We start from the raw sequence: 19,021 nt of genomic DNA, 5'->3' as shown, positions 1-19,021 counted from the left end.
GCAACAACGGCGGCGGATCGGACGATGCCGTCCTGGCGCTGGGCAGCCTGCTGCTGACCCGCCCCTTCACCTGGTCCCATCCGCCGCTGCTGAAGGCCATCCGCTACGGCACGCTGCCCGAGCACATGGAAACCTGGGGCGACCCCAAGGCCCTGTTCGAGCCAACGGAAACGGCGTTCCGCCGCACCGCCGACGGATGGTGGGAGCGCAAGCCCGTTCCCGGCGACGCGGGTGACGACGGCTTCCGGCGGCAGGAGCCGTCGCCGGCGGGCTTCACAGGCCAACTGGTGGTGCTGGCCGGCCCCCGCAACGCGTCGGGCGCCACGCGCCTGCTGGCGCAGCTCAAGGACAAGACCGGCGCCCTGATCGTGGGGGAGGACAGCGGCGGCAGCGCGGAGGGGCCCACCGCCGGCCACATCTTCCTGCTGACCCTGCCCAACAGCCACCTCAAGGTGCGCATCCCCAACGCCCTGAACCGCACCGACCTGGACCGGCCGACCGCCCCAGGCTTCGGCATCGCCGCGGACCGGACCGTAACGCCCACGGTGCTGGATCTGGCCAGTGGCTTCGACCGGGCCTTGGCCGTCGCCACCCAGGCGGAAGCCGGCCCCGACAGCATGGCGGACGCCGGTATCCTGGGAGCGGCGCTGACGGGCGGCTGGAGCGGCACGCTGGACTACCGCGACTATGGCACGGACCGCCGCGTCATCCTGCCCACCCAGCTGTCGGCCACGGCGGGCACCGTGGCCACGCTGGCCTTCACCTTCGACGACGGCCCGGGGAAGACGGTGCACGAGCGGGAGACCTGGTCGTTGGACCCGGCACGCCAGGCCTGGTGCCTGACTAGCGATGAACCCGGCCGATGCTACCGCGTCGTTGAATTCCGGGCGGGACCGGGGCCCACCGACGTGACCCTTGTGGCCGACGGCCCGGGGGAGGAAAACGGCCGGCCCGTCACCCTGCGCCTGATCCTGGCCCGGCGTGGCGACACCCTGTCCTTCAGCACCCTCAGCGCGGAACCGAGCCGGCCGCCGCTGATGCGCCATGCCTATTGGCTGACCCGCGCGCCGGACGGTCCCCCTACATGAAGCTGTAGGGGTCCACGTCCACCTGCACCCGCACGGACGGGGGGATGGGAACGGCGGCCAGCCAGGAATGCAGCAGCGGCTGCACCGCCACACCGCGCGCCGTCTTCAGCAGCAGGCGGCGGCGGTGCCGGCCGCGCAGCAGGGCCAGGGGCGCTGGGGCGGGGCCCAGCACCAGCACGTCGTCGTCCTGAGGGGCCGCCCGGGCCAGGTCGCGCGCCGCCTTGTCCACCTGGCGCTCATCCTCGCCGGACACGATCAGGGCCGCCAGCCGGCCATAGGGCGGCAGGTCCATGGCCCGGCGCTGCTCCGCCTCCGCCGCCAGGAAGGCATCCCGGTCATGGGCGGCCAGCGCCTGCATCACCGGATGCTCCGGCATGTGGGTTTGCAGGAAGACGCGGCCCGGCCGGCTTTCGCGGCCGGCGCGCCCCGCCACCTGGTGCAGCATCTGGAAGGTGCGCTCCGCCGCACGCAGGTCGCCGCCGCCCAGGCCCAGGTCGCCGTCCACCACGCCCACCAGGGTCAGCATGGGGAAATGATGGCCCTTGGCCATCACCTGGGTTCCGATCAGCAGGTCGACCTTGTGGGCCCGCACCTCCTCGATCACCGTCTGGATGGCGTGCGGTCCCACCAGGGTGTCACTGGTCATCAGCGCCACGCGCGCGTCCGGGAACAGCTGCGCCACCTCCTCCGCCACCCGCTCCACGCCGGGGCCGCAGGCGACGAAGGAATGCTCCGCCTCGCAGGACGGGCAGACGTCGGGCAGCCGGTCGCTGTAGCCGCAGTGGTGGCACTGCAAACGGCGGCTGAGCCGGTGCTCCACCAGCCAGGCGGTGCAGTTGGGGCATTGCAGGCGGAAGCCGCAGCCGCGGCACAGGGTCAGCGGCGCATAGCCCCGGCGGTTCAGGAACAACATGCCCTGCTCGCCGGCCGCCAGCGTCTCCGTCATCGCGTCCGTCAGGATGGGCGACAGCCAGTGGCGGGCCGGCGGCCGGCTGTCCGGCCGGCGCAGGTCGATCAGGGTGACGTCCGGCAGGCTGGCGCCGCCGTGGCGGGCCGGCAGGTCGATGCGGCCGTAGCGCCCCGTCTCCGCGTTCGTCAGCGTCTCCAGCGATGGCGTGGCGGAGACCAGGGCCACCGGGATGCCGCCCAGGAAGGCGCGGGCCACCGCCATGTCACGGGCATGGTAGATGACGCCGTCCTCCTGCTTGAAGGCGGCCTCATGCTCCTCATCCACCACGATCAGGCCCAGGTCGGGATAGGGCAGGAACAAGGCGGAGCGGGCGCCCACCACCACCGGCGCCTCGCCATTGGCGATGGCCCGCCAGGCGGCGCGGCGGTGGGCGCCTGCCAGGTCGGAGTGCCATTCCACCGGCCGCACGCCGAATCGCCGGGCGAAGCGGTCCAGCCACTGGCTGGACAAGGCGATTTCCGGCAGCAGCACCAGGGCCTGGCGCCCCTGGCGCAGGCTGGCGGCGATGGCCTCGAAATAGACCTCGGTCTTGCCGGACCCGGTGACGCCGTCGACCAGAGTGGCGGAATAGGCCCGGGCGTCCACGGCGTCGCGCAGCGCCTGTGCCGCCGCGGCCTGGTCCGCCGACAGGTCCGGCCCGGGCCGGTCGGCATCCGGGATGGGGGGGCGCGGCTGGGCGCGCAGGGCAACGGGCGTCAGCAGGCCCGATTCCGCCAGGCCGCGGATGACACCGATGCCGCAGGCGGCCTCCCGCGCCAGGTCGGCCGGCGTGCGGGGCGGCCCGTCCTCCTCCATCAGCGCCAGCACGCGGCGACGCGCATCCGTCATCTTGAAACCGGGGGGCGGCGGCTCCCCCGACGGCAGGTAGGCCAGCAGCTGCTTCGGATCCTCCAGCGCCGCGGAGACGCTGACCGCCATGCGCAGCACGGAGCCGGGCGCCGACAGGGTATAGGCCGCCACCCAGTCGACGAATCGGCGCGACACCTCCGGCATGGGCGGCAGGTCGAAACGGCGGATGACAGGCTTCAGGCGGCTGACGGCCACGCCGGCCTCGTCACCGCCGACGGCCCAGACGACACCGAAGACCTGACGGGGACCCAGCGGGACCTCGACATAGGCGCCGGCCTCCAGCTCCATGTCGTCGGGCACGCGATAGTCGTAGGGGCTGGCCAGCGGCAGGGGCAGCAGCACGCGCACCCGCCGTACCGGTGGGGTCGCCGCTTCCATACCGCTCGCCGTCAACAGATCCATGTCTTGCTGTTACCACTGGGCACCCCCTGGGCGCCATCGTTCCCTATATGGTCCCCTATGGTGACGGCCGTCACCAAGCGCGCATGCCCCCTATCCCCCGCCCCATCATTTCTGCCCGTGCACCCGGGCGCCCCCTCCGTTAGAGTGCCGGCCAACCCGGGGGCGGGCCCCGGTCCTTTCCAGATCTTGAGGGCATTCCCCCATGAAGTTCTTCGTCGATACCGCGGACATCAACGACATTCGCGAGCTGGCCTCCACCGGCCTGCTGGACGGCGTCACCACCAACCCGTCGCTGGTCGCCAAGTCCGGTCACAGCAGCTTCATCGACCTGATCGCCGAGATCTGCGACGTGGTGAAGGGCCCGGTCAGCGCCGAGGTGGCCTCGACCGATTTCGAGACCATGCTGAAGGAAGGCAAGCACCTGGCCAAGATCGCCCCCAACGTGGCGGTGAAGGTGCCCCTGACCCCGGCCGGCCTGAAGGTCTGCCACCACCTGTCGCAGGAAGGCACCATGGTCAACGTGACCCTGTGCTTCTCCGCGGCACAGGCCATCCTGGCCGCCAAGGCCGGCGCCACCTTCGTCTCCCCCTTCGTCGGCCGCCTGGACGACATGGGCCAGGACGGCCTGGGCCTGATCGAAGAGATCGTCACCATCTACGACCAGTACCCGGCCTTCGAGACCGAGGTCCTGGTCGCGTCCATCCGCAACCCCATCCACGTCACCCAGTCGGCCAAGATGGGCGCCCACGTGGCCACCATGCCGCCGGCCGTCATCCGTCAGCTGTTCAACCATGTGCTGACCGACAAGGGCCTGGCGCAGTTCGTTGCGGACTGGGCCAAGACCGGGCAGACTATCCTGGATCAGCCGCTGCCGACCCGCTGATCCCCTTCGCGTTCCAGCGGATGCCTTCCGGCCCGCCCAGCGATGGGCGGGCCGGTTGCGTTTGGGACCATGGGACGCCGGACCACCGGCCTGAAGGGAAGAGCGAGCATATGGGCGGCAAGACACCGCACAGCGCCTTAGGCGATGCCCTGACCGCGGAGGATGTGGCCACATACCTGCGTGAAACCCCGGACTTCCTGCAACAGCATCCCGACGTGGTCCACCACCTGATCCCCCCGGCGGAGAATCGGGGCAACGGCGTGGCCGACCTGCAGCACTTCATGCTGCTGAAGCTGCGGCGCGAGGTGGCCGACCTGACGGCCCAGCGGGAAGAGCTGATCGCCACCGCCCGCGCCAACATCAACAACCAGAGCCGGGTACACGCCGCCGTCCTGTTCCTGATGGACGCCCAGAATTTCGAGCACCTGATCCAGACCATCACCACCGACCTGGCGGTATTGCTGGACCTGGATCTCGCCTGCCTGGTGGTGGAACAGCCGGAAGACAGCCCGCTGGCCTTGCACGCCGACCGCACCGGCCTGCAACTGGCCGAAGCCGGCGCCATCACCCGGTGGCTGAACAAGCGGGACGTCGTGCTGCGCGGCAACATCCAGGGCATGGCGGAAATCTATGGCCCCGCCGCCCCCATCGTGCGGTCGGAGGCCCTGGTGCGCCTGACCATAGGCCCGGACGCGCCGGTGGGCCTGCTGGCCTTCGGGTCCCGGGACGCTGACCTGTTCCATCCCGGCCAGGGCACGGAACTGCTGTGCTTCCTGGCCCGGGTGGTGGAGCGGTGCATCCGGGGATGGTTGGCTCTTTAACGTTGCCTCAGGCGCTGGCGGGGCATTCGCCCCCTTGGCTATCCTCGCGTTTCAGTCCGCTTCGCTCCCCCAAGCGCTCCGGCGGCCGCAGTCGCGGCCTAGGAAAAATGGGCGAGTGGAAATGAGAGGGCCTTCATCATGACCAAGCCCCCCGCCCTGGGATATTCCTGCGTGCCCGATGTGGCGGCGGCGTTGGAGGAGTGGCGGCGTTGGCTGACGTCGGAGAAGACGGCGTCGCCGCACACGCTGCGTGCTTACCAGGGTGATGTCGCCGCCTTCCTGGCCTTCCTGACGGAGCATCTGGGCCGGGAACCCAGCCTGAACGACCTGGGCGGGGCGCGGCTGGGCGACTTCCGCGCCTGGCTGGCCGCCCGGGCCGGGGAGGGGGCCATCGCCGCCAGCCGGGCCCGCGCCGTCTCCGGCGTGCGCAACTTGTTCCGCTGGCTGGACCGCTCGGGACGGCTGCACAACCCCGCCATCGGGCTGCTGAACGCGCCCAAGGTGAAGCGCCCCATCCCCCGCCCCTTGACGGTGGACGACGCCGGCACCCTGCTGGAAGAGGCGTCCGACATTCCGGAGGCGCCCTGGGTGGGCCTGCGCGACCGCGCCCTGTTCACCCTGCTGTATGGCTGCGGCCTGCGCATGGACGAGGCCCTGCGCCTGACGCGNCGCGAGGCGCCGCTGGCCGGTGACACCCTGCGCGTGACCGGCAAGGGGTCGAAGCAGCGCGACGTGCCCGTGCTGCCGGCCGTGCGCCAGGCGCTGGCCGCCTATATCGAGGCCTGCCCCTGCCGCTGCGCGCCGACGGCCCCCTGTTCTTAGGCGTGCGTGCCGACCGGCTGAACGATCGGGTGGCCCGCCTGGCGATGCAGACCCTGCGGCAGTTGCTGGGCCTGCCTGACACCGCCACGCCGCACGCGNTGCGCCACAGCTTCGCCACCCACCTGCTGGGCGGCGGCGCCGACCTGCGCGCCATCCAGGACCTGCTGGGCCACGCCAGCCTGTCCACCACCCAGCGCTATACCGACGTGGATGCGGAGCAACTGCTGTCGGTCTATGAGACCGCCCACCCCCGCGCCCGGCGGGGCGGTTGAAGGGGACCTGCCCCATGCGGCTGATGAAATGGCTGGCCGGCTTGCTGTGCGCGGCGCTGCTGACCCTGGCGCCCCAGGCCGGGGCCACCGACACCACGCCGCTGTCGCTGGCGGACAAGGCCGTCACCCTGACACCATCGCCCACCTTCCAGTATGTCGGCCCCGCCGAGGTGCCATCCTTTCTGAACCGCCATTGGCGGGGCCGCCCACTGGCCGGCGGTGGCGGGCTGGGCCTACTGGTGCCCACGGAGGGCGATCCGACCTGGCTGGTGGCGCTAAGTTATGACGGCGGCGGGCATGTCAGCGACCTGGACCGGGGCCGGCTGGACCCCGACCGCCTGCTGGCGGCGCTGAGATCCGGCGATGCCGGCGGCGCGCAGCCCCTGGCGGGCTGGGCCCAGCGGCCGGTCTACGACGGCGCCACCCATATCCTGGTCTGGGCCACCCGGCGCCAGGCGGATGGCGGCGCGGTGGACGGCCTGGACTACCATGCCCGCCTGCTGGGCCGCCGGGGCGTGCTGGGCCTGGACATCGCTGCCCGCATGAGCGACCTGCCGGCCATCGAGGGGCGAATGCCAACGCTTCTGTCCATGCTGCGCTTCACGCCTGGCAATGGCTATCGCGACTACGTGCCCCTGGCCGACCAGTCGATCACCCTGGGCCTGGGCGGCCTTATCGCCGGCGACACCTTGGTCAAGGGCGGCCTGATGGACCACCTGCTGACCGGCATCACCAGCCAGAGCTTCATCTACCTGATGGCCGTGCTGGTGGTGATGCTGACGACCCGCCGCTTGCGCCGCCGCTGGGGGCCGAAGCCGCCGCCCGCGCCGCCACCGGCCAAGGCGCCGGACCCGCCGCCGCGCGGCCATGACGGGCCCAAGGGCCCCTGGTCCTGAGGTAGCCAACAACGATGTTGCCGTCGCCCGATCCCGTGTTACGGTACGCGGCATATCCGCGCAGCGGCAGGCTGCCGGCCCATAACAGGGGGCTCATCATGGGGAATGAGACGTCGGCGAACGCGCCGCGCGCCACCGAGGCCGTGGACACGGAAACACCGGAAGCGCTGCGCCGCCGTGAAGCCCTGCGCAAGATGGCGGGGATGGCCAGTGTGGGGGGCGCCACCGCCGCGGTCCTGCTGACCTCCCGCCGGGCACGGGCTGGCAGTTGACGTAAACGCCCTTGAGCGGCACCGGCTAGTCTTATGACATCGCGGACAGACATCATGCTGGACGGGGGACGGATCATTGTCGTGCCCGGCGGCATGATGATCCTGCCCGAGGGCGAACCGTCCGTGGTTCCGTCTTCCGGTGATCCTGAGGAATCGTCCGGCCCCACCACCGACTGGCCTCATGTCGCGGCGCAGCCCGTTTCGTGGTCATTGATGCTGGCCTGCGGCGGGCGCCCAGTGACGGTGCGGGGGCGTGTGCCCGTTCCGCCTTTCCTGGATCAGCGTCTGGCCCCCCTAGCCACCCCGGCGGCGGCTTTGCCAAGCGCCACCGGCCCAGTGATCGACTTGGCCGCCGATGGCGACGGCTACGGTCTCTGGCTGGACGGGAGTTGGCGGGCCAGCGCCCGCCATCCCAATGAAATCGCCTGCGAATTGCTGGGCCTGCTGGCGGAGGCCGCCCTGCACCCTGAGCCGGCGCTGCTGCTGACCCATGCGGCCGGTCTGGTGGTCAATGGTGTGCCCCTGCTGCTGGCCGCGCCCACCCAGGGCGGCAAGACCACCTTGGCCACCACCCTGCTGGTCAGGGGCGCCACCCTGCTGAGCGACGACACCGTGGCCGTGGCCGCGACCGATTGGCGGCTGGCCAGTGTCGCCACCAGCCTGCGCGTCCGGCCCGGCGCCCGGCGCCTGCTGGCCGACGCCCTTGCCCCTGTGGAGGACGCGCTGGCGATGGACGACGGCACGCGTTTCATCGCCCCCCAGGCCCTGGGCACGGTCACGGCCCACAGTGGCGCGGCAGCCGCCGTGGTGCTGCTGGACCGGGCGCCGGGCCTGCGCCCCAGCCTCACGCCCCTGCGCGGTGCTGAAGGGTTGATGGCCCTGGTGGGCGCCGGCGCCGCCCTGGCGGGGCCATCCGACGTCGCGCGTGCCCAGACCCTGGCGCGTTGGGCCCAATCCACCCCCTTCCTGTGGATGAGCTATGATAGCCCGCAGCAGGGCGCCGCAGCCCTTGAAGCCTTCGCAAGCGCGCTATCGGCGGGCCTTCCGATCGCTGACGGCGCTGCTGTCGCCAGCCGGCCCTCGGCCGCCTGAGGGCACCGACGGCTGGGACTGGCCAGCCATCGTGCAGGTCGCGGCCGATTTCCGGCTGGCCAGCGCCGTGCACTGGCGCCTGGATGAGCATGGACTGCTGCCCCGCGTGCCGGAGGCGGTGCGCGACTGGGCCGAAGGGGCGGCCGAACTGGGCCGCCTGCGGGTGGAGGCGCAGCGGGCGGAGGCCATGGCGCTGGCCCGCCTGATGGAGGCCGGCGGCATCCGGGCCGTGCTGCTGAAGGGAACGGCCGCCGTGTTCGACCAGCTTTATCCCGACCCCGGCGCCCGCTACAGCGGCGACATTGACGTGCTGGTGCCGGCCGACCGGCTGGACCAGGCGCGGGCGCTGCTGCAAGCGGAAGGCTTCGCCCCCATCCAGGGCCCCTATGCGATGACGGCGTGGGCCAAGCATCTGCCGCGCCTGGCGCACCCCGCGCGCCGGTTCGGCGTGGAATTGCACCAGAACCTGGTGGAGACAGCGTTCCAGCCGGCGCTGCCCAGCCCCGCCATCCTGGCGCGGGCGCGGGCCATGCCGGTCGGGGACGGGCTGGAGGTCTGGCTGCCGGCGCCGGAGGACAGGTTGGTCCACTGTCTGGCGCACCTGATGGACGACCGGCGGCAAAGCCCCAGCCCGCTGCCGCGCCAGATGCTGGAACTGCGGCTGCTGGCCGAACGGTCACCGCCGAACTGGCCCGCCGTCGCGGCCCGCTTCCGGTCGGCCGGCATCCATGCCGAACTGCTGGACACCCTGGCGACGGCGGAGGCCCTGGTGGGCCTTGCCTGGCCCCGGTGCTTTCAGCGGCCCCGCCTGGTTTGGCGCTGGCGGCTATGGCAGCAGGTGCACCTGCCGGGCCTCGCGCGCGCCGGCCGCCTGCTCCACCTGGCCGCCCCGCTGATCCATCCCCGCCGCGCCGCCGGCCTGGCCTGGCGCGCGGCCCGGTCCGGCGATCTTCGCGCCTTCATCGCCCCCCGGCTGCGGGACCTGCGGGACCGCACCGGCCCTCGGGCCTGAGCACCCATGCCAGAATGTGGAACGGCGCCGGGNCNCCCCGGCCCCGTTCCACATACCCGCTCTATCACGAACAGCTTAAGAGCGGAGCGCGATCACGGATGATCGCGCTCCGCTCTGAGGGAAAGCTTACATGTGGATGGTGCGGCCCAGCACGCCCAGGGCCGCTTCCTTGATGGCCTCGGTCAGCGTGGGATGGGCGTGGCTGGTGCGGGCGATATCCTCGGACGAGGCGCCGAATTCCAGGGCCAGCGCCAGTTCCTCGATCATCTCGCCGGCCGAGGCGCCGATGATGTGGGCGCCCAGCAGCTTGTCAGAGTGGGCATCGGCCAGCAGCTTCACGAAGCCCTCGGTCGCCTGCATGGAGCGGGCGCGGCCGTTGGCGGTGAAGGGGAACTTGCCGACCTTGTAGTTGACGCCGGCGGCCTTCAGCTGCTCCTCCGTCTTGCCGACGGAAGCGATTTCCGGCCAGGTGTAGACCACGCCCGGGATGGCGTCGTAGTTGATGTGGCCGGACTGGCCCGCCATCACCTCGGCGCAGACCACGCCCTCTTCCTCGGCCTTGTGGGCCAGCATGGCACCGGCGATGACGTCGCCGATGGCCCAGATGCCGGGCACGTTGGTGCGGAAGTGGTGGTCGGTCTTCACGCGCTTGCGCTCATCCAGCTCCACGCCAACCTTGTCCAGGCCCAGGCCCTCGGTGTAGGGGCGGCGGCCGATGGCCACCAGCACCACGTCGGCCTCAAGGGTCTCGGCAGCACCACCGGCGGCGGGTTCCACCGTCAGGGTGACGCCGGTGTCGCTGGCCACGGCGGAGGTCACCTTGGTCGACAGCTTGAAGGCCAGGCCCTGCTTGGCCAGGATGCGCTGGCTCTGCTTGGAAACCTCACCATCCATGCCGGGCAGGATGCGGTCCAGGAACTCCACCACCGTGACCTGGGAACCCAGGCGCTGCCAGACGGAGCCCAGCTCCAGCCCGATGACGCCGCCGCCGATGACCACCAGGCGCTTCGGCACGCCGGCCAGCTCCAGGGCACCGGTGGAGGAGACGATGCGCTTCTCGTCGATGGTCACGCCCGGCAGGGGCATGACGTCGGAGCCGGTGGCGATCAGGATGTTCTTGGTGGTGACGGTCTCGGTGGAACCGTCCTCCTTGGTCACCGTCACCTGGCCCGGGGCGGCGATGCTGCCCTTGCCGGTGTAGCGGGTGATCTTGTTCTTCTTGAACAGGAATTCCACGCCGGTGACGTTGGACTTAACCACGTCGTCCTTGTGCTTCATCATCGTGGGCAGGTCGAGCTCGACACCCGACACCTTGACGCCGAAGTTGCCCAGGCTGTGGCTGGCTTCCTCGAACTTCTCGGAAGCGACCAGCAGGGCCTTGGAGGGGATGCAGCCCACGTTCAGGCAGGTGCCGCCCAGGGTCTTGCGCATCTCGACGCAAGCGACCTTCATGCCCAGCTGGGCCGCGCGGATGGCCGCGACATAGCCGCCGGGGCCGCTGCCGATGACGACGAGATCGAATTGGGTTTCGGTGGTCATGTTCAGGTTCCCTCAGGCGCCGGGCGCCGGCATCCGCCGGCTTGGCTTGTCCTCGCTGCGCCCTTCGGTGCTCGCTGCGGCGGCCGCAGTCGCGGCCTAGTCGCTACGCTCCGGAAAGATGGGCGGCAGGGAACCCGGCGCTGATAGTTGGACTAATGTTGGTGCGGTCAAGCAGTCAGCAAACGGGGGGCCGTGGGGCCCCCCGTCCGTCGGATCAGACATCCAGCAGGATGCGTTCCGGGTTCTCGATGCATTCCTTGACCCGCACCAGGAAGGTCACGGCCTCGCGGCCGTCGATGATGCGGTGGTCGTAGGACAGCGCCAGGTACATCATCGGGCGGACGACGATCTGGCCGCCGACGACCATCGGACGCTCCTGGATCTTGTGCATGCCCAGGATGCCCGACTGGGGGGCGTTCAGGATGGGGGAGCTCATCAGCGAGCCGTAGACACCACCGTTGGAGATGGTGAAGGTGCCGCCGGTCATGTCCGCGATGGACAGCTTGCCGTCGCGGGCCTTCTTGCCCAGCTCGTTGATGCTCTGCTCGATCTTGGCGAAGCCCATCTGGTCGGCGTCGCGCACCACCGGAACCACCAGACCCGTGGGCGTGCCGACGGCGACCCCGATGTCATAGTAGTTCTTGTAGATGATGTCGGTGCCCTCGATCTCGGCGTTGACGGCCGGGATTTCCTTCAGGGCGACCAGGCAGGCCTTCACGAAGAAGGACATGAAGCCCAGCTTCACGCCGTGCTTCTTCTCGAACTGGTCCTTCAGCTCGTTGCGCAGCTTCATCACGTTGGTCATGTCCACCTCGTTATAGGTGGTCAGCATGGCCGCGGTGTTCTGGGCGTCCTTCAGGCGGGCGGCGACGGTCTGCCGCAGGCGGGTCATGCGCACCCGCTCCTCCAGGTCGGCGCGGGCGCGCGGGCCGGCCGGGGCCTTCGCGACCGGGTTCGGCGCGGCGACAGGGACCGGCGCGGCCTTCGGGGCGGCCAGGTGGTCGATCACGTCGCCCTTGGTGACGCGGCCGTCCTTGCCGGTGCCGCTGATGTCGGCCGGGTTCACGCCGGCATCGGCGGCGATCTTGGCGGCGGCGGGCATCACGCCGGCCGAGCCGTTGGCGGCAGGGGCGGGCGCCGGGGCGGCGGCCTGGACCGGGGCGGCAGCCGGAGCGGCGGCCTTGACCGGGGCCGGGGCGGCGGCCGCGGCGGCGCCACCTTCGGTGATCACGCCCAGAACGGCGCTGACACCCACGTTGGCGCCTTCGGCGGCCCGGATCTCGCCCAGCGTGCCGGCGGCCGGGGCGTTGACTTCCAAGGTGACCTTGTCGGTCTCCAGCTCCACCAGCGTTTCATCCGCCTTGACGCTGTCGCCAACCTTCTTCAGCCACCGCGCGACCGTCGCTTCCGACACGGACTCGCCGAGGGTGGGCACCAGGATTTCCGTCGCCATGTTTTTGGGACCTTGGTTCGTTTCTAACAGAGGGGTTCAGAATAAAATCGTTCCGGGGCCGCAACGGGCCCCGGAACCTCATTGGATCAGGCGATCGTCAGCGCCTCGTCCAGGAACTTCGCCAGTTCCTGGTTGTGGCGCTTCAACTGGCCGGCCGCCGGCGAGGCGGCCTCGGCGCGGCCGACGTAGGACGGACGGCCCGCCTTGTGGCCCAGGTCTTTCAGCACGGCCTCGATGCGGCGGTCGACGAAGGACCAGGCGCCCATGTTCGCCGGCTCTTCCTGGCACCACACCACCTCGGCGTTGGGGTACTTGGCCAGCTCCGCCTTCAGGGCGTCGTGCGGGAACGGGTACAGCTGCTCCAGACGCAGGAAGGCCACGTCCTTCACGCCGCGGGTCTCCCGCTCCTGGAACAGGTCGTAGTAGACCTTGCCCGAGCAGATGACGACGCGACGGATCTTCGCCGGCTCCACCAGGTCCACGCCATCCTCGTAGAGGACGCGGTGGAAGGATTCGTTGCCGGTGAACATGGCCAGGTCGCTGACGCACAGCTTGTGGCGCAGCAGCGACTTCGGGCTGAAGACCACCAGCGGCTTGCGGAACTCGCGCGTCACCTGGCGGCGCAGCACGTGATAGTAGTTGGCCGGGGTGGTGCAGTTCACGATCTGCCAGTTGTCCTCGCCGGACAGCTGCAGGAAGCGCTCCAGCCGGGCGGAGCTGTGCTCCGGACCCTGGCCCTCATAGCCATGCGGCAGCAGCATGGTCAGGCCGGACATGCGCAGCCACTTGCTTTCGCCCGAGCTGATGAACTGGTCGATGATGGCCTGGGCGCCGTTGACGAAGTCACCGAACTGGGCTTCCCACAGCACGAGGGCATGCGGTTCGGCCAGGGTGAAGCCGTATTCGAAACCCAGCACGGCGGCCTCGGACAGCGGGCTGTCGTGGACCTCGAACCGGGCCTGGCCCTCTTTGTGGTCCGGGGCGCGAATGTGATCCAGGGGCACATACTTGGCTTCGGTGGTCTGGTCGACCAGCACGCAATGGCGCTGCGAGAAGGTGCCGCGGCCCACATCCTGGCCGGACAGGCGCACGGGCACGCCTTCCAGCAGCAGGGTGCCGAAGGCCAGCGCCTCCGCCGTGGCCCAGTCGATGCCCTTGCCGGTGGCCATCATGTCCTGCTTGGCCTTCAGCTGCCGCACGACCTTGGCGTTCACGTCGACGCCTTCCGGCACGGCGGAGATGGCCTTGCCCACTTCCTGCAGCAGGTCCATGGAGACGGCGGTCTTGCCCTTGCGGTCGTCGTTCTTGGCGGCGCTCAGGCCCTGCCACTTGCCTTCCAGCCAATCGGCCTTGTTCGGCTTGTAGGTGGTCGAGGCCTCGAACTCCACTTCCATGGCCTTGTGGAAGTCCTTGACGAAGCCGTCGGCTTCCTCGGCCGTGATCACGCCCTCGGCGATCAGCTGCTTGGCATACAGCTCGCGGGTGGTGGGGTGGTTGCGGATGGCCTTGTACATCAGCGGCTGGGTGAACGCCGGCTCGTCGCCTTCGTTGTGGCCCTGGCGGCGGTAGCAGACGATGTCCAGCACCACGTCCTTCAGGAACTTCTGACGGAATTCCACGGCGATGCGCGTGACGTGGATGACCGCCTCGGGATCGTCGCCGTTGACGTGGAAGATCGGCGCCTGGATGGCCTTGGCCACCTCCGTCGGGTACGGGCCGGAACGGGCGTACTGCGGGGCGGTGGTGAAGCCGATCTGGTTGTTGGTGATGATGTGGATGATGCCGCCGGTGCGGTAACCCTTCAGCTCGGAAAGCAGCAGCGTCTCGGGCACCAGGCCCTGGCCGGCGAAGGCGGCGTCGCCGTGCAGCAGCAGGCCGATGACCTCGGCGCGCGCCTCATCGGACGGCGGCATGGTGGAGCGCTGCACCTGCTTGGCGCGGACCTTGCCGCACACCACCGGGTTCACCACTTCCAGGTGCGATGGGTTGGCCGTCAGCGACAGGTGGATGCTGTTGCCGTCGAACTCGCGATCGGCCGACGTGCCCAGGTGGTACTTCACGTCGCCGGAGCCCTGCACGTCCTCGGGGTTGGCGGCGTTGCCCTGGAATTCGGAGAAGATGGCCTTGTACGGCTTGTTCATCACGTTGGCCAGGACGTTCAGCCGGCCGCGGTGGGCCATGCCGATGACCAGTTCCTTCAGCCCCAGCTGACCGCCGCGCTTCAGGATCTGCTCAATGGCCGGGACCCAGACCTCACCGCCCTCCAGGCCGAAGCGCTTGGTGCCGGTGTACTTCAGCTGCAGGAAGCGCTCGAAGCCCTCGGCGGCCGTCAGGCGCTGCAGGATGGCCTTCTTGCCCTGGACCGTGAAATCGGTCTGGTTGCGGATGCCCTCGATACGCTCCTGGATCCAGGCCTTCTGCTCCGGATCCTGGATGTGCATGAACTCCACGCCGATATGGCCGCAATAGGTGCGCTGCACCGCGTCCACGATCTGGCGCAGGGTGGCCGTCTCCATCCCCAGCACGTTGTTGATGAAGATGGGGCGGTCCAGGTCGGCGTCGGTGAAGCCGTAGGTCTTGGGGTCCAGCTCCGGATGCTCGCCGCGCTTCTCAAGGCCCAGCGGGTCCAGCTTGGCCATCAGGTGGCCGCGGACGCGGTAGGCGCGGATCAGCATCAGGGCGCGGATGCTGTCCAGCTGAGCCTGGCGCAGCTGCTCGGGCGTGATGCCAGCCACCACGGCGCCGTTGGCGGCCGGGGCGGCGGCGCCATTGGCACCCTTGGCGCCTTTCGCCGGTGCGGCCGGCTTGGCGTCGGGATCGGGCACGCCGATGACGGCGGCCTTGTTGGGTGCCCAGCTCGCCCCCTTGATTTCGCCCAACACGACGCGGGCATCATCATCGAGGCCGGCGAAGAAGCTGCTCCACGAAGGATCGACAGAGGCCGGATCCTGCAGGTAGCGGGCGTAAAGCTCGGCGACGAAGGTCGCGTTGCCGGCGAAAAACAGGGAGCTTTGATCGGTTACCATGGCGCTCTGCGCTTGATCTGGGAGGGATAGGGCGCCCGCTTGTAAGTGGGGGGCGTCCCGATGGGACCGAAATTCGCGTTCTTTTACGCCATGATACCAGCGCCTTCAATATGCGACGGCGCGGGGTCCGTTGCCACGAAAACGCCTACCACGCATGAGAAACGCCGGATTTCCGCAACAAAGCCGTCAGCGACGGAACAGGCCTGAACCTTTTGTTGCGGGGCGTTCGACATGGTGATCACCATAAGCGCAATCGCCCGGATCAAAAAAATTGACACCGGACGCTAATAGTGAGGTGGCACCAGCGTTCCGCAGGGTCAAGCGACAAAGCGAGGGCCTGGGCGGCATGCCAGCCATGGAAAAACGACGCACCGTCAGCGTTGGCGGTTCAGCATGGGAATGAAGTCCTGGCGCAGGCTGGACAGCAGCGGCGCCACCTCGATCGTGGAGCCGGCGTCGGTGTCGTCACGCACGAAGGTCACGTCGTAGACGACCTTGTAGCTGGTGATCTGGCTGTATCCGCCGGCGATGACGCCGTTCACCATGGTGCCGCTGGTCATCACCGTCTTCCAGGGCGTGAACGCCTTGATGCGCAGGCGGGCGGCACCGGCGGCCTCGGCCATTTCGGCCGCCCGGTACAAGGCCATCTCCTGCACCATTTCCGGCGAGGTGACGGAGCCTTCGTACGACACCCTGGCGCCCGTCCCCTGGTCGATCGCCTGCGCATCGAAGCCCCGGCCACCAAAGCCCGCCTGACCGTATTTGTCCACGGCGGCGGCCCCTTCCACCAGGTTCAGGTTGGGCACCAGCTGACGCCAGAGTTCCGCCACCAGTTCCTCGCCCGACGGCAGGAAAGGCAAGCTGGGCGCCGTTCTCAACGCGGTGGCGATGGGACGCTGGCCACGGTCGAAGGCGGCCAGCCGGGTCCAGAGGGCCAACCGGGTGGGCTGGTCGCAGCTGGGCAGCAGGGCGGCGGTGGCGGCGAAGCGCAGCAGATCGAAGTCCGCAGGCCGCCGCACGACCACGGCCGTCAGGCGAGTGCCGCCGTCGGTCTCACCGGAGGCCATCGCCGCCACCGCCGTCATGACATCGATCCACGCATCCGCTTCCCAGAGAACGGTATCCGGCCATTTTCCTTGCGCGCGCTCGTCCCGATAGCGTGCCACCACGTCGGTGAAGGCCGGCAGACGTGCCGGGTCCTGCAGGCCGGCCGTCAGCGCATGCAGCGTCAGGGCGACCCACTGGCTGGCCCGGCGCAACGGCCAATCCCGGGAACGGACATCCGACATGGCGGCCTCGCACGCCGTCACCCCCTCCACCCCATGGGCGACATGGGCCTGGTCCGCCGCCCCGCGTTGGGCCGGACTGTCGTTTTTCCAGATCAGGCGCGGCAGAAAGAAAAGGACGTGCGCAGCCTTGACCGCACCCGCGTCCAGCGGTCGGGGGCGTCCGTCACACCGGATCCAGGTGGAGTCCTCCTTGGGGTCCTCCACCGCAGCGGCCCCCCCTGCCGCCATCACTAGCCCGACGATGAAGGCCGCGCAAAAAGCCGAGCGCATACGTTGCCATCCCTCAAATATACAAATATGCTTAACTGAGAATAGAAGCATATTTGCCCCTTTGGCACTCGAAAGCAACTTTTCAGGGCTATAAATGCACAAATCCTTATTGGCCGTGGCGTTAGCGCTCGCCCTCGCCGGTTGCACCCATAATCTGCCCAAGAACAGTTCATTTTTTGGCGGCCGCGCCCCGATAATTGAACGTTCAATGGCCCCCAACACTTTTGCAACCGCCACCAAAGGCGAGGTCATTTACAGCGAGACCAGTTCCCGCATGACTGACGGCGCCATCCTGAACGGGGAGGCGGACTACAGGTACGCCCTGAACCACAAGCATCTTCTGCCTGGCACAGTTCTGCTGACCTTCCCCTTCAACGGCAGGACCTACTATTGCTCGCAGGGCGACGAGCAGAAGAAGTCCGACGCCGGGCTGAGCTTCAACAGTATTTGCTTCCTGGACAGGAAGGGCGATGGCACCTTCGACCAGATACAGGATCTTGTGTTTTACAACGACACGCTGGTCCAGGCGTTCGGACAGACCGCCGACATCGCGCCGACCCCCTATCATGTGCAGCAGGTCCCCTTCGGCCAAGTGTCCGTGCAAAGCGACCTGGTGTTCGACGGTGTCAAGGACGGCTACGTGATCATCGAACATCGCCTGCATCCGCAGGACGTCGCCGCCCCCGCCCCCTACCGGCGCAAATTCTTCGTCCAGGTGCCGCAGCAGGATCCCGTCACCCTTTCCATACCCTTGGAACCGTTCGAGGGCATGTCCATGCCGGAGGTCTTCAAGCTGCCCGCCCTGCAAGTTGTGATGCTGAACCTGGTCATCACCAAGGCGGATGACCGCAGCGTCCAATATTCCATCCTGAAGAGCTGGGCCCCCTGGCGCATGTCTGGGACTCTCAGCCAGAAGGGCGAATTCACCACCGTTCCTACGGCGCCGTAAGTCGCCGCTTGAACCGCCTCCGCCGCCTCATCCCTCTTGAGGACAAATGCGCAAGATCGCCCTCGCCCCCCTTTTGCTGGCCCTAGCCGGTTGCGTCCATCACGTCCCGCCGGACAGCACGTTCAACAAGGCCCGTCCGCCAGTCATCACCCGCTCTCAGCCCATCGGCACATCCCTCAGCCAGGTTCGCGGCGGCATCCTCTACAGCGAAACCAGTTCGGGCCAGGCCCCCGGCGCGACGATAGACGCCGCCTTCGCCTTCAAGCGCCTACTGAAGGACATGCCGTTCGCGCCCGGGGATACGCTCCTCAAATTTACCAGCGAGGGGAAGGACTTCTACTGCACGCGCGGCGACGAGGACTCGTCCATCACTGGCATGAGCCTGGGCAGCGTCTGTTTCCTGGATGAGAAAGGCGACGGCCATCTCAACAAGATCCGGTTGCCCATCATGAACACCCAAACCGAGATGCTGGGGTTGGGGGCGACCTTCGATGTGGAACCTGCGCCGGTGCCCTATCACACGGGCTTGGTTCCCTTCGATCCGCTATCCGTGCAGAGCGACCTGATTTTCGACGGGATAAAGGACGGCTACGTCGTCATCGAACATCGCCTGCATGAGGCGGGACACGACGGGGCTGCCCCCTATCGCCGGAAGTTCTTCGCCCCGATACCGCAGCAGAACCCCGTCACCCTGCTGATCCCCGTGGCGCCGTTCGAAGGGATGAGCATGCCAGAAGGCTTCAAGCACCCCATCCCCATCGACACCCTACCCTTGGTCATCACCAAGGCCGACGGCCAAGGCATAACCTATTCGGTCCTGCAAGGATGGGCGCCCTGGCGCATGCCGCACGGCCTGGTCACAAAAGGCGAATTCACCACCATCCCCACAACCCCGTGATTCCATCCCGCCCCGGCTGATCACCCATTCGGGGCAAAGAAAAACGGCGGTCCCCATCACCAGGGGCCGCCGTTTCTCATTCTCCGTCAGGACCGCCCCCGGAGGGAGAGGCCAGCGCCGGACCTTAGCCCTTCAGCGCCTTCAGCATGGTCGAACCCAGGCTGGCGGGGCTGTCGGCGACATGGATGCCGGCGGCGCGCAGGGCTTCGACCTTGAAG

The 19,021-nt window shown here is 68.7% G+C and carries 16 protein-coding genes and 1 pseudogene; 11 read left to right on the top strand and 6 right to left on the bottom strand.

Translation table 11 applies throughout. The features are described from left to right. The coding region (locus I55_RS27235; protein WP_044563879.1) for a S41 family peptidase at positions 1 to 1,088 on the top strand (1,088 nt) is incomplete at its 5' end. Here I55_RS27235 and I55_RS27230 read toward each other — a convergent pair. After that, positions 1,081 to 3,309: a primosomal protein N' gene (locus tag I55_RS27230; protein WP_085940122.1), complete on the bottom strand. Its 2,229-nt coding sequence runs from the start codon at positions 3,307 to 3,309 to the stop codon at positions 1,081 to 1,083. The two genes, I55_RS27235 and I55_RS27230, sit on opposite strands and share 8 nt — an antisense overlap. A 202-nt stretch (positions 3,310 to 3,511) precedes the next feature. Here I55_RS27230 and fsa point away from each other — a divergent pair, with 202 nt between their 5' ends. The 8 genes from fsa to I55_RS27200 all read left to right on the top strand — a co-directional run bounded on the left by fsa (position 3,512) and on the right by I55_RS27200 (position 9,379). Then, positions 3,512 to 4,192 (top strand): fructose-6-phosphate aldolase, encoded by a 681-nt coding sequence (gene fsa / locus I55_RS27225; RefSeq protein ID WP_044563877.1) that lies wholly within the window; start codon positions 3,512 to 3,514, stop codon positions 4,190 to 4,192. Positions 4,193 to 4,302: 110 nt separating this feature from the next. Continuing rightward, positions 4,303 to 5,013 (top strand): DUF484 family protein, encoded by a 711-nt coding sequence (locus I55_RS27220; RefSeq protein WP_044563876.1) that lies wholly within the window; start codon positions 4,303 to 4,305, stop codon positions 5,011 to 5,013. A 138-nt stretch (positions 5,014 to 5,151) separates the two neighbouring features. Beyond that, complete coding sequence (locus tag I55_RS27215; RefSeq protein WP_307718734.1) at positions 5,152 to 5,835, top strand: site-specific integrase; 684 nt, start codon at positions 5,152 to 5,154, stop codon at positions 5,833 to 5,835. A 2-nt stretch (positions 5,836 to 5,837) separates the two neighbouring features. Continuing rightward, on the top strand, positions 5,838 to 6,107 hold the full coding sequence (locus I55_RS39390; protein ID WP_307718733.1) for a tyrosine-type recombinase/integrase: 270 nt from the start codon (positions 5,838 to 5,840) through the stop codon (positions 6,105 to 6,107). A 14-nt stretch (positions 6,108 to 6,121) separates the two neighbouring features. Further along, entirely contained in the window at positions 6,122 to 7,003 is an 882-nt protein-coding gene (locus I55_RS27210) for a DUF2167 domain-containing protein (protein WP_044563875.1), read from the top strand. Positions 7,004 to 7,101: 98 nt separating this feature from the next. Beyond that, entirely contained in the window at positions 7,102 to 7,275 is a 174-nt protein-coding gene (locus tag I55_RS37410; RefSeq protein ID WP_159107286.1) for a hypothetical protein, read from the top strand. Between the two features lie 54 nt (positions 7,276 to 7,329). Beyond that, positions 7,330 to 8,367 carry a hypothetical protein gene (locus tag I55_RS27205; RefSeq protein WP_044563874.1) on the top strand — a complete coding sequence of 346 codons (1,038 nt, stop codon included), beginning with the start codon at positions 7,330 to 7,332 and terminating at the stop codon, positions 8,365 to 8,367. Then, positions 8,285 to 9,379: a nucleotidyltransferase family protein gene (locus tag I55_RS27200; RefSeq protein WP_044563873.1), complete on the top strand. Its 1,095-nt coding sequence runs from the start codon at positions 8,285 to 8,287 to the stop codon at positions 9,377 to 9,379. Before I55_RS27205 ends, I55_RS27200 begins: the two co-directional genes overlap by 83 nt. A gap of 126 nt (positions 9,380 to 9,505) precedes the next feature. On the opposite strand, the gene lpdA is transcribed toward I55_RS27200, so the two are convergent. From lpdA to I55_RS27180, 4 genes are all read right to left on the bottom strand, one after another. After that, entirely contained in the window at positions 9,506 to 10,918 is a 1,413-nt protein-coding gene (gene lpdA / locus I55_RS27195; protein ID WP_044563872.1) for a dihydrolipoyl dehydrogenase, read from the bottom strand. A gap of 214 nt (positions 10,919 to 11,132) precedes the next feature. Next, a complete protein-coding gene (odhB, locus tag I55_RS27190) occupies positions 11,133 to 12,371 on the bottom strand; it encodes a 2-oxoglutarate dehydrogenase complex dihydrolipoyllysine-residue succinyltransferase (protein WP_044563871.1) in 1,239 nt (412 codons plus the stop codon). Positions 12,372 to 12,457: 86 nt separating this feature from the next. Then, positions 12,458 to 15,397, bottom strand: coding sequence for a 2-oxoglutarate dehydrogenase E1 component (locus tag I55_RS27185; protein WP_044563870.1), 2,940 nt, complete (start codon positions 15,395 to 15,397; stop codon positions 12,458 to 12,460). Between the two features lie 374 nt (positions 15,398 to 15,771). Further along, on the bottom strand, positions 15,772 to 16,956 hold the full coding sequence (locus I55_RS27180; protein ID WP_044563869.1) for a hypothetical protein: 1,185 nt from the start codon (positions 16,954 to 16,956) through the stop codon (positions 15,772 to 15,774). A 208-nt stretch (positions 16,957 to 17,164) separates the two neighbouring features. On the opposite strand from I55_RS27180, the gene I55_RS27175 reads away from it, so the two are divergent. Both I55_RS27175 and I55_RS27170 read left to right on the top strand, forming a co-directional pair. Further along, positions 17,165 to 17,905, top strand: coding sequence for a hypothetical protein (locus I55_RS27175; RefSeq protein ID WP_044563868.1), 741 nt, complete (start codon positions 17,165 to 17,167; stop codon positions 17,903 to 17,905). 46 nt (positions 17,906 to 17,951) lie between these two features. Beyond that, positions 17,952 to 18,803 (top strand): hypothetical protein, encoded by an 852-nt coding sequence (locus I55_RS27170; protein ID WP_044563867.1) that lies wholly within the window; start codon positions 17,952 to 17,954, stop codon positions 18,801 to 18,803. A gap of 124 nt (positions 18,804 to 18,927) precedes the next feature. Here I55_RS27170 and I55_RS38730 read toward each other — a convergent pair. Further along, positions 18,928 to 19,021: pseudogene (locus I55_RS38730) on the bottom strand (succinate--CoA ligase subunit alpha); the annotation flags it as partial.

It is taken from the genome of Azospirillum sp. B4 (assembly GCF_000333275.1).
Taxonomy (GTDB): domain Bacteria; phylum Pseudomonadota; class Alphaproteobacteria; order Azospirillales; family Azospirillaceae; genus Nitrospirillum.
The sequence above is the reverse complement of the archived record's forward strand: the minus strand, read 5'-3'. Positions and strand labels throughout refer to the sequence as shown.